This window comes from Bacteroides caccae, from assembly GCF_002222615.2.
In the GTDB taxonomy this organism is placed as follows: domain Bacteria; phylum Bacteroidota; class Bacteroidia; order Bacteroidales; family Bacteroidaceae; genus Bacteroides; species Bacteroides caccae.
Genome location: NZ_CP022412.2, coordinates 2781718 through 2806211, shown reverse-complemented (window position 1 = coordinate 2806211; position 24494 = coordinate 2781718). Strand labels below are relative to the sequence as shown.

The 24494-nt window shown below is 43.8% G+C and carries 16 protein-coding genes, 2 tRNA genes and 1 pseudogene; 8 read left to right on the top strand and 11 right to left on the bottom strand.

Translation table 11 applies throughout. From position 1 onward, the window contains the following. Positions 1-96: 96 nt before the first annotated feature. The 3 genes from CGC64_RS11285 to CGC64_RS11275 all read right to left on the bottom strand — a co-directional run bounded on the left by CGC64_RS11285 (position 97) and on the right by CGC64_RS11275 (position 4574). A complete protein-coding gene (locus CGC64_RS11285) occupies positions 97-2091 on the bottom strand; it encodes a fructose-bisphosphatase class III (RefSeq protein WP_005676427.1) in 1995 nt (664 codons plus the stop codon). A gap of 134 nt (positions 2092-2225) precedes the next feature. Further along, positions 2226-3890, bottom strand: coding sequence for a putative transporter (locus tag CGC64_RS11280; RefSeq protein WP_005676428.1), 1665 nt, complete (start codon positions 3888-3890; stop codon positions 2226-2228). Positions 3891-4127: 237 nt separating this feature from the next. Further along, entirely contained in the window at positions 4128-4574 is a 447-nt protein-coding gene (locus tag CGC64_RS11275) for a hypothetical protein (protein ID WP_005676429.1), read from the bottom strand. A 179-nt stretch (positions 4575-4753) separates the two neighbouring features. Between CGC64_RS11275 and CGC64_RS11270 the strand changes: the two are divergent. From CGC64_RS11270 to CGC64_RS11260, 3 genes and pseudogenes are all read left to right on the top strand, one after another. Then, positions 4754-4978: pseudogene (locus CGC64_RS11270) on the top strand (hypothetical protein); the annotation flags it as partial. Between the two features lie 439 nt (positions 4979-5417). Then, a tRNA-Ser gene (locus CGC64_RS11265) sits at positions 5418-5504 on the top strand. Between the two features lie 68 nt (positions 5505-5572). Then, positions 5573-5644 (top strand) — tRNA-Glu (locus tag CGC64_RS11260). 27 nt (positions 5645-5671) lie between these two features. Here CGC64_RS11260 and CGC64_RS11255 read toward each other — a convergent pair. Further along, positions 5672-6403 (bottom strand): DUF3845 domain-containing protein, encoded by a 732-nt coding sequence (locus CGC64_RS11255; RefSeq protein WP_032838049.1) that lies wholly within the window; start codon positions 6401-6403, stop codon positions 5672-5674. Between the two features lie 107 nt (positions 6404-6510). Here CGC64_RS11255 and CGC64_RS11250 point away from each other — a divergent pair, with 107 nt between their 5' ends. Beyond that, positions 6511-7095 carry a Crp/Fnr family transcriptional regulator gene (locus CGC64_RS11250; RefSeq protein WP_005676434.1) on the top strand — a complete coding sequence of 195 codons (585 nt, stop codon included), beginning with the start codon at positions 6511-6513 and terminating at the stop codon, positions 7093-7095. 52 nt (positions 7096-7147) lie between these two features. On the opposite strand, the gene CGC64_RS11245 is transcribed toward CGC64_RS11250, so the two are convergent. From CGC64_RS11245 to CGC64_RS11235, 3 genes are all read right to left on the bottom strand, one after another. Continuing rightward, the gene (locus CGC64_RS11245) at positions 7148-8050 is read right to left on the bottom strand and encodes a helix-turn-helix domain-containing protein (protein ID WP_005676435.1); all 903 of its coding nucleotides are present in this window, start codon (positions 8048-8050) and stop codon (positions 7148-7150) included. Positions 8051-8141: 91 nt separating this feature from the next. Then, a complete protein-coding gene (locus tag CGC64_RS11240) occupies positions 8142-9887 on the bottom strand; it encodes a bifunctional metallophosphatase/5'-nucleotidase (RefSeq protein ID WP_005676436.1) in 1746 nt (581 codons plus the stop codon). Continuing rightward, the gene (locus tag CGC64_RS11235; protein WP_032854987.1) at positions 9884-11809 is read right to left on the bottom strand and encodes a sensor histidine kinase; all 1926 of its coding nucleotides are present in this window, start codon (positions 11807-11809) and stop codon (positions 9884-9886) included. The genes CGC64_RS11240 and CGC64_RS11235 overlap by 4 nt, the downstream gene beginning before the upstream one ends. A 117-nt stretch (positions 11810-11926) precedes the next feature. Here CGC64_RS11235 and CGC64_RS11230 point away from each other — a divergent pair, with 117 nt between their 5' ends. Next, on the top strand, positions 11927-14059 hold the full coding sequence (locus tag CGC64_RS11230) for a Tex family protein (protein ID WP_005676438.1): 2133 nt from the start codon (positions 11927-11929) through the stop codon (positions 14057-14059). On the opposite strand, the gene CGC64_RS11225 is transcribed toward CGC64_RS11230, so the two are convergent. After that, complete coding sequence (locus CGC64_RS11225) at positions 14031-14927, bottom strand: CPBP family intramembrane glutamic endopeptidase (protein ID WP_005676439.1); 897 nt, start codon at positions 14925-14927, stop codon at positions 14031-14033. The genes CGC64_RS11230 and CGC64_RS11225 overlap by 29 nt on opposite strands. Positions 14928-15030: 103 nt before the next feature. Between CGC64_RS11225 and CGC64_RS11220 the strand changes: the two genes are divergently transcribed. Beyond that, positions 15031-16080 carry a leucine-rich repeat protein gene (locus tag CGC64_RS11220; RefSeq protein ID WP_005676440.1) on the top strand — a complete coding sequence of 350 codons (1050 nt, stop codon included), beginning with the start codon at positions 15031-15033 and terminating at the stop codon, positions 16078-16080. A gap of 294 nt (positions 16081-16374) precedes the next feature. Here the strand turns inward: CGC64_RS11220 and CGC64_RS11215 are convergent, their stop codons facing one another. Beyond that, the gene (locus tag CGC64_RS11215; protein ID WP_005676441.1) at positions 16375-17994 is read right to left on the bottom strand and encodes an ABC-F family ATP-binding cassette domain-containing protein; all 1620 of its coding nucleotides are present in this window, start codon (positions 17992-17994) and stop codon (positions 16375-16377) included. A 200-nt stretch (positions 17995-18194) separates the two neighbouring features. Here CGC64_RS11215 and CGC64_RS11210 point away from each other — a divergent pair, with 200 nt between their 5' ends. Together CGC64_RS11210 and dnaJ are read left to right on the top strand one after the other, a co-directional pair. Next, positions 18195-18776, top strand: a complete 582-nt coding sequence (locus CGC64_RS11210) for a nucleotide exchange factor GrpE (protein WP_005676442.1) — start codon at positions 18195-18197, stop codon at positions 18774-18776. Positions 18777-18799: 23 nt separating this feature from the next. Beyond that, the gene (dnaJ, locus tag CGC64_RS11205; RefSeq protein ID WP_005676444.1) at positions 18800-19975 is read left to right on the top strand and encodes a molecular chaperone DnaJ; all 1176 of its coding nucleotides are present in this window, start codon (positions 18800-18802) and stop codon (positions 19973-19975) included. An 87-nt stretch (positions 19976-20062) separates the two neighbouring features. Here dnaJ and CGC64_RS11200 read toward each other — a convergent pair whose 3' ends face one another. Together CGC64_RS11200 and CGC64_RS11195 are read right to left on the bottom strand one after the other, a co-directional pair. Beyond that, positions 20063-21694 carry a RagB/SusD family nutrient uptake outer membrane protein gene (locus tag CGC64_RS11200; protein ID WP_005676445.1) on the bottom strand — a complete coding sequence of 544 codons (1632 nt, stop codon included), beginning with the start codon at positions 21692-21694 and terminating at the stop codon, positions 20063-20065. Positions 21695-21708: 14 nt separating this feature from the next. Beyond that, on the bottom strand, positions 21709-24459 hold the full coding sequence (locus CGC64_RS11195) for a SusC/RagA family TonB-linked outer membrane protein (RefSeq protein WP_005676446.1): 2751 nt from the start codon (positions 24457-24459) through the stop codon (positions 21709-21711). Positions 24460-24494 lie beyond the last annotated feature (35 nt).

The window sequence follows — 24494 nt, the reverse complement described above, 5'->3', positions numbered from 1 at the left end:
TAGCAAACAGTATACAAAATAGTGAACGGTGAACAAGTTGCTTTATTACGTTGCAACTTATTCACCGTTCATTGTTAATCACTACTTACTATTCTTTTATATCTTCTCTTTTATCAATCCGGTACGATAAGCAACAAGTAGCTTTTTTAAATCCTGAATCTGCGTTACCAGCTCTTTTCCTTTATCAGTATCTTTCACCATCATTCGTTGTGAATTGAATTCCAGTACAAAATTGGTAGACTTAATATCCAGCCCTTCCTCAATTGCTTTCTGCCGCGACTGGAATGGTTCATGCTGTACAAGCTGCATACCGTGAGAATGGTAAACAAGCGTATATCCTGCAATCCCTGTTTCCGGCTGATAAGCCTTTGAAAATCCACCGTCAATCACAAAAAGTTTGCCGTTAGCTTTCATCGGCTGTTCGCCCTGAATAGTCTTTACCGGCACATGACCATTGATGATATGCGAATGAGGACCCGAAGCACCAAATTCTTCCAGAATCCGGTCACAAATATCCTCACGATTACGCAATGTATAATAATGCCCTTTCTTCTCTTTGTGCAGTTCTTTATCTTCTACAAAGTAGCGCTCAAAAGTAGCCATTTTATCTTTATCAAACAGAGGAGCTTCAGGACCGCACCACATATACCAGATATAGTCCATAGCAAATTCCTTATCCTCCTCTCCTTCTTCATCAAAGTAAGCGGTACGAATCAACTGGTCGGCCTTATCCAGTAGCTTGCGTCCCCAGTATTCCTTTCCCCGGATTTTGACACGCTTGAAACTGCCATCTTCATTTAAAGGTACGGAAGCATGATAAAGAAGATTCGAGTTGGAAACCAAATACATCCCGCCATACGTAAACAGACAGCGCATATGTTTCTTCAACTTCTCACTATTCATAAATGAATAATGAATCTTTTCTACCAGTTCACGTTCCTCTTCTGTCAGCCGATAAGGATTGGCTGGGTCTACTGTCGGAAAGTTGGTATCACGCAGGACATATTCTTTTCCCTCGTACACAAAGACACCACGGTCGAAGTCTATCTTCTCTAAAAGTTTCCGGTTCTCCATGCCGAATTCAGGACGACGGTCGATGATTTCAGCCTCCAACTTAAACTGGATGATAGTAATCGCTTTATGCATCTGGGTAATCAAACGCAGGGTTTTCTCATTATAGTGAGCGTCGGCAAAATTCATCTTCGGCATGAAGATAGTACAGGGATCATCAGCATAAGTATCCATAGCAAAGGTAGCCAATGGCAGCAGATTAATACCATAACCATCTTCCAATGTGCCCAAATTACCGTAACGCATAGACATACGGATCACATTAGCGATGCAACTGTCATTGCCCGAAGCAGCACCCATCCAAAGAATATCATGGTTTCCCCATTGAATATCAAAATTATGATAATTACATAAAGTATCCATGATGATATGCGCACCAGGACCACGGTCGTAGATGTCACCGACAATATGCAGGGAGTCAATAGTCAGCCGTTGAATCAGGTTACACATAGCAATGATGAAGTCATCTGCCCGCTTTGTTGTAATAATCGTACTGATAATTACATTGATATAAGCATGTTTATTCGGTTCGATAGACGATTCATGCAATAATTCCTGAATAATATAGGAGAACTCGGCAGGTAACGATTTACGCACTTTAGAACGCGTATACTTGGAAGACACATTCTGACAGACCTTCACCAGTTGGTTCAGAGTAATCAGATACCAATCGTCCAAGTCCTTCTCACGAGCTTTCACCAGTTGAAGTTTTTCTTCGGGATAGTAAATCAGCGTACAGAGTTCTTTCTTTTCCGCTTCACGGAGAGTATTGCCGAATATTTCATTCACTTTACGCTTTACCGCACCTGAAGCATTTTTCAGTACATGTTGGAATGCTTCATATTCACCGTGTATATCTGTCAGGAAATGTTCTGTCCCCTTAGGCAGATTCAAGATAGCCTCCAGATTGATAATTTCCGTACTAGCATCGGCAATAGTAGGAAAACTACGGGAAAGCAATTGAAGGTAGCGGAGATCGCCCACAATACTTTCAGGAGTTATATTACTTTGAGCAGTCATTCTATTTTATTACAATTTACTAATTAACAATTACTTTGCTTCCTATGTTCGTTGTTCGGAATCATTCCATTCAGTTATCCGTGATAAATATATTTTTTATTTACTCGTTTACAATTTTCATATAAAATTTATTTTCAACCTAATAAGAACATCAACAGTACTTGTGCAATAATCACCCGTAGAAACATACACAATGGATATACTGTCGCATAGGCTACAGACGGGTTATCACCGGGAATTGTATCATTTGCATAATTTAATGCCATAGGATTCGCCATACTTCCGCATAGCATACCGGACACTGTGCCAAAATCGATCTTCATCATCTTGAAGGCTACAAAGCCCACTAAAACAGTTGGGATGATTGTCAGTCCGGCTCCTAAACCGATCCACAGTAGCCCTTCCGAACGGAATACCGTATCGAAGAAATGTGCCCCAGCATCTAGTCCCAGACAGGCTAGATACATTGAGAGTCCCAAGGCACGTAACATCAAATTGGCACTACGAGTAGTGTAGGTAATCATGTGTATCCGTGGTCCAAACGTACCTAAAAGGATACCGACAATAATAGGACCACCTGCCAAGCCTAGTTTTACAGGAGTACTGATACCCGGAATAGAAAAAGGAATAGCACCTAACGCCAATCCCAACACGATACCAATAAATATAACAACTAAATTAGGTTCTTTCAAACTCTTGACAGCATTACCTAGCACTTTTTCCACGTTTTGAATGGCTGCCTTTTCCCCTACTACCGTCAGTCGGTCACCCAACTGAAGTATCAATCCCGGAGTGGCGAGCAGTTGTACACCCGAACGATAGACACGGCTGATATTGATTCCATAATGATTTCTCAACCGGAGCGCTCCCAATTTCTTCCCGTTCAGTTCAGGGCGAGTGACAACAATGCGCTGGGAGACCAGTTCACTGTCAATCGCATTCCAGTCAATGTCCTCTTTGTTCCAATCCGTATTTTCCTGTTCGCCGAAAAGCACAGTCAGAGCCAGCGCATCTTTTTCAGCCGTAATCACCAGCAAGCGATCACCTTCCTTCAACACTTTATCAGAAGTCGGAATACTGACATGTCCGTCACGCCACAAACGGGAAATAACAAACTTAGGATAACTCAAATGAGCTATATCCTTTATGCTTTTATTGAAAATAGCAGGATTATGTACTTGAAACGCTGCAATATAGGTTTTGTTCGCATCATCCTTCTCCTTTATTTCCAAGTCTTCCTTGCGAACCAATACTTTACGAATTAACAAAACGGCAAGAATCACACCGACTACTCCCATTGGATAGGCCACGGCACATCCCAGAGCAGGCGTACTACTATCCATGCCCATTTGTTTCAATGTCTGCTGCGCCGCTCCCAACGCCGGAGTGTTTGTCGTTGCTCCGCAAAGAATACCAACCATATCGGGAAGTGATATACCTGTAGCATAACTGGCTACCACCGTTAATAAAGTACCCAGAAGAACAACTCCCAACGCCAACATATTCAACGTCACTCCTCCTTTCCGGAAAGAACTGAAAAAACCGGGCCCCACTTGTAGACCGAGAGAATAAACAAAGATAACCAGACCGAAACTTTCTGCGTAATTCAACATCTGCGGGTCAACCGAAAGCCCGAAATGCCCGGCAAGTATACCGGCAAAAAAAACAAAAGTGACTCCCAGGGATATACCCCAGAAATGCACTCTTCCCAAGCCCAGACCTATCGCAGAAATCAGTGAAAGTACCACAACAGCCTGTAAGGCAGAATGTTCGAGAAATAGACTAGATAACCACTCCATGTATATATAAAACTAATAGGGCGCAAAGATAAAAACTATTTAGTCCCGTTCAAAACTTTTATGCTTTCATTTCGCGCCCTATTTATACTCTAACCCTTATTCCTGAAATCCTATTGGCAACCTTTTACCTCTCCTACCTATCATTCTGTCATTAACCCCTGACACATTTTTATCTTATCCTTCTTTGTCCTCGTCTTTCTACCTGCATCTTGTTATCTCCGATACCTATTGTTTTTTTTACCTGCTTCCCTGATATTCCACAAAGTTATCCCTTCCGTCCAGATAACCGCTTAATCTGTTTCCACCAAGGTACACATCATCCAGATAGGAAACATCACCCGGACCGTAGGACATCCTGATAGATGTTTGTGCATAGTTTTCCCAGTTCCACCGGAAATTATATTCAAAAACTTCCACATCTCCGTTACGGTATTCCACTCGTATGTAATCAACCCCTGTACGGTCTAAATAAAAATCCAGTTCTTGACAACAACGGTTCCCGTCTGCGTCACGGTAATAACTGATCCATGTGCGACTGCACAATTCCGACGAACGGGAATAATACCCGCCACCGATATTATCATCATCATAAAAGCTATCAATTTCTACTTCGCAAGAAGTAAGGCTAATCATCATCAATGCCATTAAAGCTATACCTAAGTATTTGAATGCGTTCGTTTTCATAATCCTTTATTTTTATGGTCCTTATTTATATCATTTATCTTTCGATATGACAAAAGTATAGAATGAATTTTCCTTATGAAACTGAAAAGTCCTACTTGTACGGAGGAAATTGCCTAATTATGGAGGTAAATCCCTCTGTACCCAATAAACCTATCTCAAAGAAATCTCGTATCTTTGCCTCCGATTACCAATATATGGAAACAGATATCATCACCGTATCCGACTTTGAGATGCGTCCCGTTGATTATATGTTAGCTCGAAGCATAGAACATGCAAAAGCAAAACAAACAAAGATGTATGCTATCTCCTTGGGAGGTAAGAGTGCCGAGACAAGTTACCTGCAACTATGTGATAAATATTGGGAATATAGCATTCAAAGCAGTAAAAATCTTAATAAAGATTGAATAGTAGAATGAATTATTTAATCAATGTTATAAAACATCTGTTTTTTCTTGCTTTACTTGCTAATTTAACAGAAGTCCGTATCTTTGTAATGTGTTTTTCATAGTATTAGATTTAAGGTTAACAAAAGATTGGCTGTCTGGGATAGATAGCCTTTTTTTATGCTCTGAAATATAGCGTCACTGTCCGGTCGACATAGTTACCCTATCTCACTAAGATACCGTCAATATCGCAAGCAGATACCGTCAATATGTTTCAAGTTCTTTCCTTCGTAACAAAAAATAAAAGATATCGAAAAAAAAATCATTCGTTTAACATTTGAAACATAGCAAGTTATCTGATTTTTCAAAAAACAGACTAAAAAAATCTTGCTAAAAGATTTGCGTAGTCCAAAAGTTCCCCCTATATTTGCACCGCATTTGAGAGAGAATGCGGGTTCAAGGAAGTTTGGGTGAGTGGCTGAAACCACCAGTTTGCTAAACTGACGTACTCGCAAGGGTACCGGGGGTTCGAATCCCCCAGCTTCCGCAAACAAATCTCAAGAGAAAAAGAGCTAAGTTTATAAGACTTGGCTCTTTTTAAATCCATAAAATGCCGGTGGGTTCGTCTAACGGTTAGGACACATGCCTCTCACGCATGTAATACGAGTTCGATTCTCGTACCCACTACTAAATAAAAGAGGAAATGTAGTTAAACTACATTTCCTCTTTTATTTTATATATCTTAAAGTAGGAATCTTTATCTATCCTCAGCCGGATTCTGTCTTCCCGCTTTTGCCCAGCCAGATTAACAAATAAGTTAAAGTATAATTGACTAAAAGAAAGCTCGGAATGATCATAAGTTATATCAAATGTCCAGGTCCTGCGAAATGAATCAAAAGTAGCAAAAGACTGTTCCCCTCCTTTACACATAAAGACTTCCGGGAAAGACGCTGGCGGATAAGGCTGGAATAAACCGGCCAGTTGAGCATAAACATAATCAATCATCCATTCATCGTCGGTTAAAGTTAACTCTCCCTTTAAACGAAGTTTAATGGCATAACTAGCAGTAGCATCTGCGGAAGTATAAACAGGAATCTGGCTTTCTACCGGATAATTACCGTCTTTGTAACCGAGGCTCATAGTCAATACGGATTTACCTACACCATTGAACTCTGCAACCTCCCGGGTTCCCGACTGATTTTTCAGATTAATCATAAACGTCAGCTTGCCAAGAGTCGGATCACCCGGATACTGCGCAAGCGTATCCAATACATAATCCTCTTCATTATAGCTCTCAGCCACCAAAATACTATTAGATCCTACTTCCAGAGCCGGACCGCCTTTTTCAATATCCACATTACCCACAGGATAATATATCGCATCATTATCCTTCACACAACTGCAAAAACAAAGCAGCAATACAGCCGCTCCTATAATTTTATTCATCATCGCCTACATCTTGATTTTAAGTACAAAGATACATCTTTTTTGTGCCACACTTGATTTATGTCAACCGTTTTTAGTATTTTTGCACACATCAAGACAAAAAAGAAATGGACACACTATTAAGAGAGACAGTAAACGCCGTTGTAAACTCCCGCTTTCCGGAGATGAGTATAGAGGGAAGAAGGCAGATCGAAAACATTCTCATTCGTGAAGAATATCCGAAAGGAGCCATAGCACTGAATGAAGGAGAAGTAGCCCATGAAATTGTTTTTGTCGGCAAAGGAATGCTTAGGCAGTATTACTATAAAAACGGAAAAGATGTTACCGAACATTTCTCTTACGAAGGATGTATCGTGATGTGTATTGAAAGTTTCCTGAAACAAGTACCGACAAAACTAATTGTAGAAACATTAGAGCCTGTTGTTCTTTACATGTTTCCGCGGGATATGCTATTTAAGTTAGCCAAAGAAAATTGGGAAATCAATATGTTTTATCAAAAAATACTGGAATACTCTTTAATCGTATCCCAAATCAAAGCGGACTCATGGCGCTTCGAATCGGCACGTGAACGTTATAACCTCCTGCTCGAAACGCATCCGGAAATCATCAAACGAGCTCCATTGGCACATATCGCCTCTTACCTGCTGATGACGCCGGAAACACTAAGCCGGGTACGTTCCGGCGTCTTATAGTAAAAAACAACGCACAATGAAGACAAAACATATATGATAACAGAATATTCCGTTATCGGCTTTTGCGGTATTCTTTAGGAGACATACCGGTATAATGCTTAAAATATTTCCCGAAGAAAGACTGGTTTGCAAAATTGAGCCGGTCGGCAATCTCTTGTATATTCATACTCGAAGAATTCAGAAGCGCTTTTGCCTCCAGAATCACCAGCTCATCAATCCACTCCCCCACCGTTTTACCACTGACTTCTTTCACCACACCTGAGAGATGTTTCGGTGTCAGACACAACTGGTCGGCATAAAATTTCACACTACGTTCCGATTGATAAGATTCTATCAGAGATTCATAGAAACGCTCGAATATATACTCTTTCCGACTTTTATTCTTCACCGTAGCGGCGGCAGTCGGAGCATGGCTATTAAAGATATTGCAAAGTTCGAAGAAAAAACCTTGCATCAGTCCCATTACGACTTCTCTACGATACAAGTCCTCCTTATTCTTCAATCTTTTCCTGATAAAGCTATAATATTCCCGGATAATATCCTGTTCATGCGGCGTAAGGTCAAAACAAGGATAATCTTTCAAATAAAAGAACAGAGAAAGTACATTCCCCACTTTAGGCAATGCTTCCAGCAAATTCTTTGATACCGCAAAGAAAATAGCCTTGAAATCAGGACTAAACCACCTATGCTCGATAATCTGATTCGGCAAGACAATCACCATTCGTCCCGGAACTATTTCATACTCGCGTAAACTAATATTAAATTTACTACCACCTCCCAAACAGAGGCCCACTGTAACTACCTCCAGCTTACTAGGTCCGCTATACAAGGAAACAACGCTCTCCGTATCGAAGAGCGCTATATCATTGTCAACCACATCAATGCAGTCAGGATCTATATGCTTGGAATGAACTACCGAAGAAATACCTATTTTCGGAACACCTTGAATCTCCATACTCTCTCTCTTTTTTAGCGACAAATATACCAGCTATTAATCAGATATACAACCAAACAAAAAGATTATCTGACAAAATGAACAAAATTAGTTACTTATTGACCACCCCGAATAAATACTCATAATCATGTTTGGCGGCAGGGACTGTCCACTCTTCAGGAATAAATTTCCACTGGTTCAACGCCTTCGGGTCCATTATCCCTTTCTTCTCGATATAATTCATCAGATAGAAGCGAAGGTCCTTGTCCGTAGAGAAAATAATACGGTCTTTCAATTTCTCCTGTGGAATCCCGGAGCCTTTAGTCAGTAACTCGCCACCACCGTTACCGCGATAAGAGTTCAGAGCCACCTTATATACCTTGTTCATAAGGAAAGGAGAGCCATCGGCCATACTGGCAATCGTCACCTTCTCTCCTTGTGGTTTGGTGACATCCACCGTATAAATAATGCCTGATGCCGAATCAAAGTTAAAACTGTAATTCTGGAAAGAGGCCCTGTCCTCCGCACCTTCGCGACGCTTCTCCTTGAACCAGAGCAAATGATCGTCCGGCGATTTCATCCGATTTGTCCACATATAATAAGACATTTCCAAAAAATCTTTAATTTCTTTTCCCGACAATGTCATCACGTAAAGCATATTCTCGTACTTATACAGGTTGAACATATCACTGACAGATACATCCCCTTCCTTTATTTCCGCATCAAATGAAAGCGGAGCAGCGAAAGAAACATCCGCCCCCGTAATATCAAGCTGCAACGTATGTATCAAATCAATGAAAGCAGAAGGCCCGAAGAAAGAAGGATGAGTAGAGATACTTTCAGTAAATGTACCTATCTTTTTGGATACAAACCTCTTCACGGTCTCATACTGAGAAGCGAAATGTTTCATAAAGTCCTCGCTGACTCCATAATCTTTCGTTTCAGTAAGTCTCCCCCTGATATCTTTATCCACCAATTTCCCGTCTTTCAATTTCAGAGTGACATCCACATTAGAGAGCACCACCCCGTTGCTGGCTGGGTCAATAATCAAGACCGAATCTCCGACAATATTCACCACCTTCTTACATTCACGGGCATGATCATGCCCCATTAATACCATATCAAATCCCGGTACATTCTTCGCCACATTCAGAGATGCGTTCTCATTATATTTGCCGGACATTTTAAACGCTTCCTGCCCCGCATGGAACAAGCCAATCACTAAGTCCGGATTCTCTTTTTCACGAATAATCTTCATCCATTTACGAGCCGTCTCCTCCATATCGTCAAAATGCAATCCCTTCCACAAATTTTCGGAAAGCCATGCAGGAATAGCCGGGGTAATCATTCCCAAGATAACTATTTTCACACCGTCACGCCTCAGTACCTTGTACGGTGGCAGATACGTTTCTCCGGTAGACGTATCTATGATGTTCGCTCCCAATATAGGGAAATCACAAGTCCCGATCCAACGGTCGAACACACTGCGTCCGGTTTCCACATCATGATTACCCATATTGCCGGCATCATATTTCATATAGTTCATCATCTCCGCACAAAGATGAGGAGATACCGTATCTATATAATTATAGTAATAAGCTGTAGGTTGTCCCTGCAAGATATCACCATTATCGAGTAAAATAAGATTCTCTTTATACTCCCGGCGCTCTTTCTGTACAAAAGAATAGATTCGCGCCAAGCTGCCTTTCCATTCCTGACGGGTTATAAAGTTATAAGGATAATAGTTGCCGTGCACATCACTTGTTTGTACAATCTTCAGCTTCACCACTTTTTCCTGCGCCACAACGGACAGCACGAGGAAAAGAAGCCAAACATAAATCAATGTAAATCGTTTCATTCTTTTTCTATATTTAGCGGGTGAGAGAAAACAAACCGTGCCCCTCCTGTGTAATCAGGATCAATCCATATCTCTCCTTTCCATTTATACACAATCAATTTACAGATAGACAGTCCCAAACCTGTCCCCTGCGCATATTCATTCAGTTTTTCAAAACGCTCGAACACCAACGCCTGTTTCTCCTTCGGAATACCGCATCCCGTGTCCGTCACCGAAAAGACAGCCATTTGCGTCTCCTCATTCACCGAAAAATCCAATGTTATCTTTCCCTGTTTTGTAAACTTATCGGCATTGGACATCAAATTGATAATCACCTGCTGCATACGCTGCACGTCCGTCTCCATTCGGAAACTCTCGAAAGATGTATTGAATAGAAACTGATTATCCGACCGTCGCGAGAAACTGACAGAAGCCACCACCTGGTTGCATAACTGCACCACATCACACTCCTCCCAAGTCAGCGTCACCCGGTTCGCCTCCAGACGTGAAAGATCAAGAATATCGTTAATCAGGCGAAGTAACAAATCTGAGTTCGTCTTAATAATCTGATAATAGGACTGTTGTTCCTCCTCTGTGCTGCCGCCTACCGCCAGTACATCCGAAAAGCCGACAATAGAATTCAACGGCGTTCGTATCTCATGGCTCATATTAGCTAGAAAAGCACTTTTCAGACGATTCGATTCTTCCGCCCTATCCTTCGCTACACGCAGATCCTTCTCCGATTTCAACAATTCATCCCTCAAACGTTTCGTGCGGAAATAATAAAACAGCGAAATACATAATCCGAGCACCAATATCACAAACAGCGCACAAGCGGACCAAATCTGATACGTATACTGCTGATAGAAAGAAACCGGCTGATTAATAAGCTGCACATCAAAAGGCAAGACTTTCGGATTCAATCCCCATTCCTTCACCTTTCGGCTATCCAATACAGCCTTACAACCAATCACGGAAAGATGTTTCGCCGTATCTCCCGGCTGACTATCCATTCGTACAGATTCCTGTGCCATTTCCTTTCCCACTTTCCGATAGTCAGGAAGCACGCCGCCAATTGCCCAAGACCCCAAGCTCACCGAAGAAGGTGTAAAAGCCGGAATAGCGGGAGTCGCCTCCATCATGGCATAAGTGGCATTCCGCATGAAATACCCCTCATTCATATCCACACGCCAAGTCCCCACCATAATAACCGTATTTTCCGGCAAATGTCTCAACTCCTCCACAATCGTGTAGATAGTATGCTTACGCCCGTCCATAAGAATCAAATCCAAATCGGGGAACTTTTCCATTTCCTTCCGTACCAATGCCTGCATAGTCACACCGCCATACGTATTATCCGATATAAAAGCGATATGCTCCGTTTTTGGATAAAACGCCCGGAGCATACGTATATTCCCCTCTATATCATACTGATTGATAAAGCCCGATTCGAGTTCCGGAATATCCATGTGGTCAACAAAAATATCTACGGATTCGGGCATCCAGCTATCAAGATTCTTCACGGTATCCTTCGGTAATATTACGATATTACTACTCGCGAGGCTACACATGACCGGCACTTTTATCTGCATCGAATCCCTTTGTGACAAATAAGCCGCCCATGCTTCCTGACCCAATAAAATAATTTGTCCCGGATGCTTCTCTCCCTGGTATTTAGAAAGAATCTGCGTCATCATATCACTCCAGAGCGGAGCTTCCGAGAAACTTTTGCAGTTCATGTTTTCAATGATAATGTCACGCTGCCCTCCCAGTTTGCCATATTCTTCCATATAATCGGAAATGGTGACCGAAGTCTGGTGCGCTGCCGGATTATAGGAGCAGATAATCAGAATGGGATTCTTATCTTTAGAGACAGCCCATGCCCCCATAGGCACGAACAGCCAAAGAATACAGACGAACAGGTATCCTACATATCTCGACATAATTGTGTTGTTTTAATCTGCGACCTTTTTTATTTTGCATGCAAATATAACAAAACTTGTCGGGTATAACAGATTTATATGTATTTTTGTCGCTCATTCATTTTCAAAAAACTGTTTATGGAATTATTTCACAAGATGATTTCCGGATCATTAGGCATACCGGAAAGACAAATCGCCAGCACCCTTCATCTTTTGGGTGAAGGTGCCACTATACCATTCATCAGCCGTTACCGTAAAGAAGCTACGGGTGGACTGGATGAAGTTCAAATAGAGCAGATCAAGGAGCAACACGATAAGCTGTGCGACATAGCCAAACGCAAGGAAACGATTCTCGGCACTATCACCGAACAAGGTAAACTGACCGCCGAGCTCGAGAAGCGCATCAACGACACCTGGAACCCTACGGAACTGGAAGATGTCTATCTCCCCTACAAACCCAAACGGAAAACCCGTGCGGAAGCCGCCCGCCAAAAAGGACTCGAACCGCTTGCCACAATCCTCTTGCTACAACGGGAGAATAATCTTGCCGTCCGCGCCTCCTCCTTCGTCAAAGGTGACGTGAAAGACATAGACGATGCCCTAAAAGGTGCCCGTGACATCATCGCCGAACAAGTGAACGAAGACGAACATGCCCGCAACGCAGTGCGTAACCAGTTCGGACGACAGGCGGAGATCATCGCCAAAGTAGTAAAAGGCAAAGAGGATGAAGCTGCCAAATACCGGGATTACTTCGACTTCTCCGAGTCTCTGAAACGCTGCACCTCCCACCGTTTGCTGGCTATCCGCCGTGCAGAATCGGAAGGACTGCTGAAAGTCTCTATCACTCCGGATGATGAGACGTGTATCGAACGTTTGGAACGCCAATTCGTACGAGGCAATAACGAATGCAGCCATCAGGTAAGCGAAGCCACTGCCGATGCCTACAAACGTCTGCTCAAACCCTCCATTGAAACGGAATTTGCCGCCCAATCCAAAGAAAAAGCGGACGAAGAAGCCATACGCGTGTTCACGGAAAACCTCCGCCAGCTACTGCTTACCGCTCCATTGGGACAGAAACGGGTGCTCGCAATTGATCCCGGATTCCGTACCGGATGCAAAGTAGTCTGCCTAGACGCACAAGGTAACCTGATACATAATGAAAATATCTATCCGCATCCCCCGGTCAACAAACCCGGCGAAGCCGCTTCCAAACTCCGCAAGATGATAGAAGCCTACCAGATAGAAGCAATCTCTATCGGCAACGGAACGGCCAGCCGCGAGACGGAAGACTTTATCAACCGTCAAACGTTTGACCGCCAAATTCCCGTATTCATGGTCAGTGAACAAGGAGCTTCTATCTATTCAGCTTCCAAGATCGCTCGCGATGAGTTTCCCGACTATGACGTTACAGTACGGGGAGCAGTCTCTATCGGCCGCCGTCTCATGGACCCATTGGCGGAACTGGTTAAAATCGATCCCAAATCTATCGGCGTAGGTCAATACCAACACGATGTGGACCAGACAAAGCTAAAGAAAGCACTCGACCAGACAGTAGAAAACTGTGTCAACCTCGTTGGTGTCAACCTGAACACAGCCAGTAGCCATTTGTTGACGTATATCTCCGGCCTGGGACCTCAACTGGCACAGAACATCGTAAACTATCGTGTAGAAAACGGAGCCTTCAACTCACGGAAAGAACTGATGAAAGTCCCACGCATGGGTGCCAAAGCCTTTGAGCAATGTGCCGGCTTTCTCCGTATCCCCGGAGCCAAAAATCCGTTGGACAACACTGCCGTACATCCGGAAAGCTACCACATCGTAGAGCAAATGGCCAAAGACCTGAAATGTACCGTCGACGAACTGATAGCTAACAAGGAACTCCGGCAGAAAATCAATATCTCCGACTATCTCACTCCCACCGTCGGACTGCCTACCTTACAGGACATCCTACAAGAACTCGACAAACCGGGACGTGACCCTCGTAAAACCATTAAGGTATTCGAATTTGATAAGAACGTACGTACGATCAACGACTTGCGCGAAGGAATGATACTTCCGGGCATTGTAGGCAACATCACTAATTTCGGTGCCTTCGTCGATATAGGTATCAAGGAGAATGGCCTTGTACACCTCTCCCAACTGGCCGAACGATATATTTCCGACCCTACGGAAATCGTATCCATTCACCAGCAAGTTATGGTCAAGATTATAAATGTGGATACCGACCGCAAACGAATCCAACTTAGCATGATTGGGGTACCGCAAGACTGATCGCCTCTCTCTTTTCCCCCCACCAAACAATCAGAATCGTCAATACAATCATAAGTACTGTGCAAATGAGCGAGCCTTCAAACCCGAAGGCTCCGCCATTCAGTACATTGTCCTCGGGCAGATGCAAAGTCAGCATAGAAGATATGAAATTGTTACCACTCACTTCGTAGCCCAACACCGGTCCCTGAATCCAGTTCCAGAAAAGATGAAGGGAGATAGGGAAACAAAGATTCTTTGTATACAAGTAAGAAGCTCCCAGCAGCATGCCAGCAAGTAGCAGATTGAGCATAGGCAAGAAATCTATTTCCGGATTGAAGATATGTAACAAGGCAAACAATGCCGATGATATAAATAACGACAGGAATTTATTCATACGTGTATGAAGCAGTCGTCCGAGAATATAGCCGCGCATCAGAATCTCTTCAAACAACGCCACCAACAGAAAAAAGACCCACGAACCGAGCAAATTCACCGGTTCAAACTTAAAACCGGTCACTTCTATTTCTCCCAAAAGCAGAGACAGTCCGAAGCCAACCAGATAAAACAGAACAGCTATCAGCAATCCGTACCACAATCCTCGCGCATGTCCTTTGACAGACAAGCCCAAGTCTGAGAACGGACGCCGTTCAAAACGAAGCATGATAACAGCAGAAGTCAAAGCGGTCAAAAGCATACCCGTCTCTTGCAGAATATACCCCACTATTCCGGGGTGACGGGCCTCCACTCCAAGAACCAATGAAAGGAATCCTTGTATCAATGCACTATACAACAACATAAACACAAAAAACACCACTATAAACAGCAAAATACACGCCCATATAGGAAGTCCCTTCAGTTCTTTTTTATCCACAATGTTTTCTGCCTCCATTTTTACAATTTGTTAATCCGGCTACAAAATTAGATATAAAACATAAAAAAACACTATCTCTTACCTATTTTTCCTATATTTGCCTGAACAAATCTGCAAAATTATGAAAATTAAACTACTATTGATTAGTTTCATATTGGCTGCCAATGCATTAGGAGCAGTCGCCCAAGTGAGCAAGACTTATTTTGTAAGTAAACCCGGAACGCTGATTTCCATGATGACGGAGGATGAGGCCAACAGTATCACCCACCTCACTTTGACCGGTAAAATAAATGCCGAGGACTTCAGACATCTGCGTGATGAATTTCCCAACCTGAAAGTATTGGACATTTCGAATGCAGACATCAAGATGTACACCGGGAAAGCCGGTACCTATCCCAACGGAAAACTTTGCGTTTATATGCCGAACTTCATCCCTACTTACGCTTTCTCGAACATCGTAGACGGAGTGACTAAAGGTAAAGCCACCCTGGAGAAAATAATTCTCTCCGAGAAAATCAAGAACATCGAAGACGCCGCCTTCAAAGGGTGCGAGAACCTGAAAATCTGCCAGATCCGGAAAAAGACAGCTCCTAACCTGTTGCCGGAGGCATTGGCGGACAGCATTACCGCTATTTTCGTTCCGCTGGGCAGCAGCGATGAATACCGTTATAAGAATAGGTGGGAAAAGTTTGCTTTCATAGAGGGAGAACCGGTAGAAACCACTTTGCAAGTGGGAGCAATGGGCAAACTGGAAGAAGAAATCCTGAAATCCGGTCTGCAACCCAGAGACATCAACTTCCTCACCATAGAAGGCAAACTGGACAACGCCGACTTCAAACTTATCCGCGACTATATGCCGAACCTTGTTTCAGTGGATATTTCCAGAACAAACGCAACAGCTATCCCTGACTTTACTTTCTCACAAAAAAAATATTTATTGAGAATGAAGTTACCTCATAATCTCAAATCGATCGGACAGCGTGTATTCAGTAACTGCGGACGTCTTTGCGGTACACTCGAACTTCCGGCCAGCGTGACTGCTATCGAGTTCGGCGCATTTATGGGATGTGACAATCTCCGCTATGTATTGGCTACGGGAAATAAGATCACAACATTGGGCGATAACCTGTTTGGAGACGGGGTGCCGAGTAAGTTGATTTATAAGAAATAAGTAAAGGAATAACCTTGATATATAGAGTATAGCCCTATATCAGAGTAAGACAACGGTTATAAACTAAGTCCGAGTTAACACATTTCTACCCCTCGTATTTAATAAATCAATCTTTGTTGTTGCATAATTCTATTCGTCTGACAACTGTCAGACGAATAAAGTTATGTATAGCGAATGCTAATTCATAGTAGCTCCAAAGTTACTTGAATGACAAATTATCCCTAAAAAAGAGAGCGTATCAAAAACCAATGTCTTGATACGCTCTCTTTTTTATTATCAGTAATGTCCGGAGTCTTACTTATCTCCGTACATCTTCGCTCTCAATTCTTTAATGTGGTCTGACGTGATATATTCGTCGTATTCCATCATCTTGTCAATGATACCGTTCGGCGTCAGTTCGATGATACGGTTGGCAACGGTCTGAATAAATTCGTGGTCATGAGACGAAAACAGGATGTTTCCTCTATACGTTTTCAGGTTGTTGTTGAATGCCTGGATAGATTCCAAATCCAAGTGGTTGGTAGGAGTATCCAGAATGAGGCAGTTTGCCCCCCTGAGCTGCATACGGGCAATCATACAACGCATTTTTTCACCTCCGGAAAGTACGCTCACTTTCTTCAGTACTTCCTCACCGGAGAACAGCATACGCCCGAGAAAACTCTTCATATACACTTCGTTTCCTTCGCCAAACTGGCTCAACCAGTCCACCAAGTTCAGGTCCGTATTGAAGAAGTCGGTATTGTCCAAAGGCAAGTAAGCGGTGGTGATAGTCACCCCCCAGTTGAAGGTTCCCGAATCCGGTTTTATATTTCCGTTGATGATTTCAAAAAGTGCAGTCATGGCACGCGGGTTGCGTGACAGGAATACAATTTTGTCTCCCTTTTCTACATTGAAGTTGACATCGTTGAAAAGCACTACGCCTTCTTCCGTCTTCTTGCTCAATCCGGCAACTTCGAGAATCTGATTGCCCGGCTCGCGTTCGGGAGTGAAGATAATACCCGGATACTTGCGTGAAGAAGGTTTAATTTCTTCTACATTCAGTTTTTCCAGCATTTTCTTGCGGCTGGTGGTCTGCTTACTCTTCGCTACGTTGGCACTAAAACGGCGGATAAATTCTTCGAGCTCTTTCTTCTTCTCCTCAGCCTTCGCCTTCTGGTTCTGCTGCTGACGGAGGGCCAACTGGCTGGATTCGTACCAGAAACTGTAGTTACCGGCAAACATATTGATCTTTCCATAGTCAATATCGACTGTATGCGTACAGACGGAGTCGAGGAAGTGACGGTCGTGGCTCACAACAAGCACCGTATGTTCAAAGTTGGAAAGATATTCTTCCAGCCATGTCACTGTCTCCATATCCAAATCATTGGTAGGTTCGTCGAGAAGGAGGTTATCAGGATTTCCGTACAATGCCTGCGCTAGCATGACACGTACTTTCTCTTTACCACTCAATTCGCCCATCAGTGTGTAGTGCTTATCTTCTTTGATTCCCAAACCGCTCAACAACATGGCTGCGTCACTCTCGGCATTCCAGCCGTCCAGTTCAGCGAACCGTTCTTCCAGTTCGGACACTTTCAGTCCATCTTCGTCTGTAAAGTCTTCTTTAGCATAGAGTTCTTCGCGCTGTTTCATGATATCCCACAACACGGTATGCCCCATCATTACGGTATCCATAACGGTAAAAGCATCCCATTTGAAGTGGTCTTGACTCAACACGGAGAGGCGCTCGCCCGGTCCCAGAACAATCGAACCGGTAGTCGGATCCAAATCTCCGTAAATCGTACGGAGGAATGTAGATTTTCCCGCACCGTTTGCGCCGATAATACCATAGCAGTTACCACTCGTAAATTTCAGGTTTACGTCATTAAACAACACTCTTTTACCAAACTGTACCGAAACGTTTGAAACTGTAATCATCTTACCTATTTACTATTTAACTATTTACACTTTTCAATTTGAGTGTGCAAAGGTAGACATTTAAAATGAATAATGAACTATCCCGTATGTGCCAATCTGACATAAAAGTATTACCTTTGCAGAGTTTTTTGGCAAAAACACCAACTTGGCAAAGTTTTTGCATGTGATTTTGATATTATGAATAAAAAACAGAAATAGATATGGACCCTAAAGAAAAAAAAGTGAAGGAAGAAGAACTCAACGTTGAGGAAACTCTGAATAACGCGGAAGAACAACCGCAGGACGAACAAGCGGAAAATGCCGCCCCGATGACTCACGAAGAGGAATTGGAAAAGGAACTGGAGACGGCTCAGGAGACCATTGAGGAGCAGAAGGATAAATATTTGCGTCTCTCCGCCGAGTTCGACAATTACCGGAAACGCACTATGAAGGAGAAAGCGGAACTGATCCTGAACGGTGGCGAAAAGAGCCTTAGCAGTATTCTTCCGGTGGTGGATGATTTCGAACGTGCCATCAAAACGATGGAAACGGCTACGGATGTCCAAGCTGTGAAAGAAGGTGTCGAACTGATTTATAATAAATTCATGGCTACCCTGGCACAAAACGGTGTGAAGGTGATCGAAACGAAAGACCAACCGCTGAATACTGATTACCACGAGGCTATCGCCGTAATTCCCGCACCGTCGGAAGCACAGAAAGGTAAAATCCTGGATTGCGTACAGACGGGATATACATTGAACGATAAAGTACTCCGTCACGCCAAAGTGGTAGTTGGAGAATAAGAAGAACTTGAATCAATAAAAGCATGGCAGAGAAAAGAGACTATTATGAAGTACTGGAGGTAACGAAGACAGCCACAGTAGAAGAAATTAAAAAAGCCTACCGCAAGAAAGCGATTCAATATCACCCCGACAAGAATCCGGGTGACAAGGAGGCAGAAGAAAAGTTCAAGGAAGCGGCCGAGGCGTATGATGTATTAAGTAACCCGGATAAGCGTTCGCGTTACGACCAGTTCGGCCACGCAGGAGTGAGCGGTGCGGCAGGTAACGGTGGGCCGTTCGGCGGTTTCGGTGGCGAAGGTATGTCTATGGATGATATTTTCTCCATGTTCGGTGACATCTTCGGAGGTCGCGGAGGAGGATTCGGTGGTTTCAGCGGATTCGGCGGCGGAGGAGGTTCGCAGCAGCGACGGTATCGCGGAAGTGACCTGCGCGTAAAGGTGAAACTGACGTTGAAAGAAATCTCTACCGGAGTGGAGAAAAAGTTCAAGCTCAAGAAATATGTGCCGTGTGACCAGTGCCACGGTAGTGGTGCCGAAGGGGACGGCGGTTCGGAAACGTGTCCAACTTGTAAAGGTAGTGGTACGGTGATCCGTAACCAGCAGACTATTTTAGGGACGATGCAAACGCGTGCCACCTGCTCTACTTGTAACGGTGAGGGTAAAATCATCAAGAACAAGTGTAAGAAGTGTAGTGGCGATGGAATCGTTTACGGTGAGGAAGTAGTGACAGTGCAGATACCTGCCGGAGTGGCAGAAGGCATGCAACTTTCTATGAGTGGCAAAGGAAATGCCGGCAAGCATAACGGCGTGCCGGGAGATTTACTGATTCTCGTAGAAGAAGAACCGCATCCAGACTTGATTCGTGACGAGAATGATCTGATTTATAACTTGTTGTTGAGTTTTCCCACTGCCGCTTTGGGCGGGGCTGTGGAGATCCCGACCATCGACGGAAAGGTGAAGGTAAAGATTGACTCAGGTACTCAACCGGGAAAGGTACTTCGTCTACGCGGTAAAGGATTGCCGAACGTGAATGGATACGGAACAGGGGATTTGCTCGTGAATGTCAGTATCTATGTGCCAGAAGCTCTCAACAAGGAGGAAAAGAGTGCGCTTGAAAAAATGGAAGATTCGGATAATTTCAAGCCGAGTACGTCAGTGAAGGAAAAGATCTTCAAGAAGTTCAAAAGTTTCTTCGATTAAGACTTACATAAAAATTTCTTCCTATTAATAATTAAACGCTCCATGAATGCCTGGTGACACATGGAGCGTTTGTTATTTAAAACCCACTCAATACCCCGGATTCTGTACTAGCTTTGTATTCATCACCCGTATTTTCTCGGGAATAGGGAATACGGTAGTATAACCGGTTTCCTCGTTTGGTAATTGAGGACGGCTGTTGTATGCACGAGTAAACATTCCGAAGCGGATAAGGTCCTGACGCCTCCAACCCTCCCAAGCCAATTCAAGCTGGCGTTCGGAAAGTATATTCTCCAAAGTAGCGGGACGGCGAGCGGCCTTCACCCGGCTCCGGACTTGATTTAACTCGACGTCTCCGTTTGCACCGTTGCGTACTTTAGCTTCGCTCTTCATCAGTAAAGCGTCCGCGTAGCGGAACAGGACAATGTCATTCTCCATTAATTTTCCGTCTTTTGTGGCGGTGGGGTCTACTTCATACTTTTTCATACGGGCACCTGCCGTTTGCTCATACGGGGTGTCGGTGATATCCAATGCTACTTCCCAAGGGAGATATACCAAGACAGTACCGTCGTCCAGCTTGATAATGTCTCCTTTCAAGTCATACATTTCTCCTGCAAAATAACAGATGTCGAAGCGAGGGTCTTGGGCAGCTGTCCCATAACCGAAAGTTTCGAGTGTTTCAATCGTTGCACTGGGACCATTCTCACCGCTTAGCCCGTAAGCTTTGGCATGGTTGTAATGACGGGAACGAAAAAGGTATTGCATCTGATTGGTATACAATGTTTTATTCATCGGGATCGTGAATATATTCTCTACGGACGGTTCATTGAAGATAGAGAAGTTAGTCTCGTATTCCGGTTCCAGTTTATAATTCATAACTTTCAGTTGGTCGCAGTAGTATATGACCGTCTCCCAGGCATTGAGTTCATTACCGTCTACCATGAACTTGATATTTTTTCCGTCGGGACGTTCGTTGTCCGTCCAGTCGTTATCGGTATAAACTTCGGCATTCAGTGCCAGTTTTGCCAACAAGAAAGTAACCACCGGACGAGTGATACGCCCATAATAAGGCCCGGTCTGATTGCTGTGTACCTCCGAAAGTAATGGAGCCACTTCCTGTAATTCCTTGAATATAAATTCGAATACTGTCTTCCGCTCGCTTTGAACGATGTCTTTCATCGCAGGAGAAGAAGACTGCACCAAAGGCACACGGCCAAACAAATCCAGCAGATAATAGTAGTACATCGCACGCATAGCACGCACTTCCGCTCGATAAGCCGGGAGTTCCGCATCAGAATGGGTTTCTGCGAATTTGTCGATTCGTTCGAGCGACTTATTACTAAGCATTACGACTTTATAAAGATACTCCCATGTAGCTTGAATGGCATCATTCTCAATACCCCAATCATGGAGAAATAATCCCTGCCAAAAGCCACCGTCGTACCAGTCGCCACCGCGCGTAGGGATAATAGCTTCATCAGTAGTGAAAGTATTGAGATCATAGACACCTCTGCCCGTTCCCTGCAATCCCTGGCTGTCGCTGTAACCGCCCACATAAGTATAGAGCGAGGCAACAGCATTGAGATAGACTTCCGAAATGGAATTATACACATCATCTTCGGGCAACTTATCTTTCGGATTTTCTTCCAGAAATTTATCGCAGGAAAACAAGAACGTACACGTAGCAAGCACCAAACTAATCTTTTTCAAATATTCTTTCATCTTCTCATCCTCCGTTAAAAGTTAATACTCAATCCCAATGTATAGGTACGTGCCAACGGGTAGTTACGTTTATCATCCACCCCCAAAGTAGAGTTTACCGTAGAACTGTTAATCATCGGTGATAGCCCTGAATAGCCGGAAATCGTCGCCAGGTTGTTGACCGTGAAGGCAAGACGCAAAGAACGGACGTACTTCTTGAGTTTCTGCACCTTCTCGATTGGTACATTCCAACCAAGCGTCACGTAGTCAAAGTTTACGTAATTGCCTTTTTCCAGCCAATAGTCAGTGGCAGTCTGGTCCTTAATGTTCTGCTTCGGCGCGGATTTCATCACATTGTAGTCAGGGAAGATATTCATGTTCATATACGTCAGTGATGTTCCGTTATAGATTTTATGGCCGAAAGCTCCGTTGATCTGCACCGAAAGATCGAAGTGTTTGTAACGGAAGCTGATGTTCGAACCCAGAATTGTTTTGGGCACGGCTTGCCCTGCCACATAGCGGTCTTCGCCGTCTTCAAGATTGACACCACCACCGTTCAAGTCCGCAATACCATAGGTGTATCCACCGTTCCCGTCGGACACCAGTCCGGTGCTATGAGGCAAATAAAAAACACCTAATGGTTGACCGACCATTTGATAGACGATGTGGTTGTAGCCACCGTGGAAGCCGGCTCCGTCGAGACTGGCAAGGCTCTTGTATTCAGGCGCGGAAATCATTTCGCCGTTGTACATTCCGCTTAATGAGAGAAGTTTGTTACGTTGGAAGGTGACATTGGCATTAATGTTCAATTCCATATCTTTTGTTTTCAGAGGAGTGATACCAATAGCTATTTCCGTACCCCAGTTACGCATGGAGCCGATATTAGCCAGTAAAGTGTTGTAAGTGAAAGGCGGTACACTCACATTATACAGATAAAGCATATCCGTTGTTCGAGAATTGTAGTAGTTAGCGGAAAGTAACAGACGGTTACCAAACAAAGCTACGTCAAAACCTGTATTGAAAGTGTGTTTCACTTCCCACTTCAAGTCGGGGTTCGTATTCCTCAAATCACCCAATGAGACAACGGCAGAGTTGCCTACCGGAACAACTCCGTTCGGCTTTACCAGATTCAGTGTAGTATACGAGTCAATTCCACTCTGGTTACCCGCCAGACCGTAACCGATACGAAATTTCAAATTATCAACCACTGGCAAACGTTTCATAAACTTTTCCTCACTGACTACCCATGCGGCAGATATGGAGGGAAAGAAGCCCCACTTATGATTTGCTCCAAACTTGGAGGAAGCGTCCGTACGGGCATTCAGCGTCAGGACATAACGATCGGCATACGTATAGTTGAAACGTCCCATAAAAGATGCGAGACGGGGTTGTTCGTAGTACGAATTTGTCCCCTCCCACAGACGGACTGCACCGGCTTGCAAATTGTTGTAGCCGAACTTATCCGTGCTGAAATTGCTGACTGTGGTATAATATCCCGTGTACGTTTCTTTCTGGAGTTCGGCTAATGCCAGGACGTCGAAGAAGTGCTTTTTCCAGCCTTTTTTATAAGTCAGCATCATATTTCCGAGGAGGGACTCCATTTTCTTTGTTCCTTTATAAGCCTGCCCGTTCGCCCAAACAGAGGTGGGGAGATATTGCGAATTTTCAACTATATTATAGGTATAGGCACCGAACAGTACCAATTTCAATTCTTTCATCAAATTGAAGGTGAAACGGGCGTGTGTACTGATATGCGAAGTAGCGTCGTCATCGTCCACCTGCATCCATGCCAACGGGTTTGTTATCTGACTGGCGGTAGTGATGCCGTCCCACGAGTTAGTAACGGGATCTTTATGGTTAGGATACGTCGGGTTAAAGGTTGCCGCCGAATAGAAGGTTTTCTGATAGTCAACCAGATTATGATTTTTCAGGATAGAACCGAACATCCCCAGTTCGCAGTCGAAGAAGCCATCGAACATCTTTTGGTTCATGTTCATATTGGAAGTGAAATTCTTCATATCTTCATTCAAAATCACCCCCTGACGATCCATAAAACCAAGTGATACACGGTAGCTCGACGTGCTGGAGCCTCCATAGAAAGCGACGTGATGATTCTGTTGCAGACCTGTCTGTTGTATTTCTTTCTGGAAGTTAGTATTATTACCTTTATCTAAAATAGAGATACCGCGTTCGGAAGCTACGCTACGGAACTCGTCTCCCGACAACATTTTAAGATTCTTGTAGACAGTAGAAATGCCGAAACTACCGTTGTAGGCTACCTGCGTCCTACCCTGCATTCCTTTTTTAGTGGTGACTTCAATCACACCGGAAGCACCACGTGAACCGTATTGTGCCGTTTCGGAAGCATCTTTCAGAATCGTGAAACTTTCGATATCTGTGGGGTAAATGGAAGTCAGCATACTAAGGTCGCCAAACACTCCATCGACAATAATCAGAGGATCGTTACCACTAGTCAGTGAAGTGGTTCCACGCAGGCGCACTGCATCCAGAGCTGCGGGTCCATTCGTACCCCGTTGAATAGTCAAACCCGGTACCCTACCCCGAATCGCTTCCAAAGGATTGGTTACCTGGTCTTTGTTCATTTGTTTCTCCGTAATTTTCTCCACAGAACCGGAGAGGGTTTTCAGACTTCCGGTAGCATAGCCTACCGTTATCAAGGAATCCAAGTCCAGAGGAATGACAGGAATCTTCTGTGCAAATGTATTTCCGCACGAAACTACCAGAAGAAAGCTAAGAAAAGTTAGTTTACCGTGTTGTCGTATCATAACTATCAGTTTTTAAGGTAATAATACAAATATAA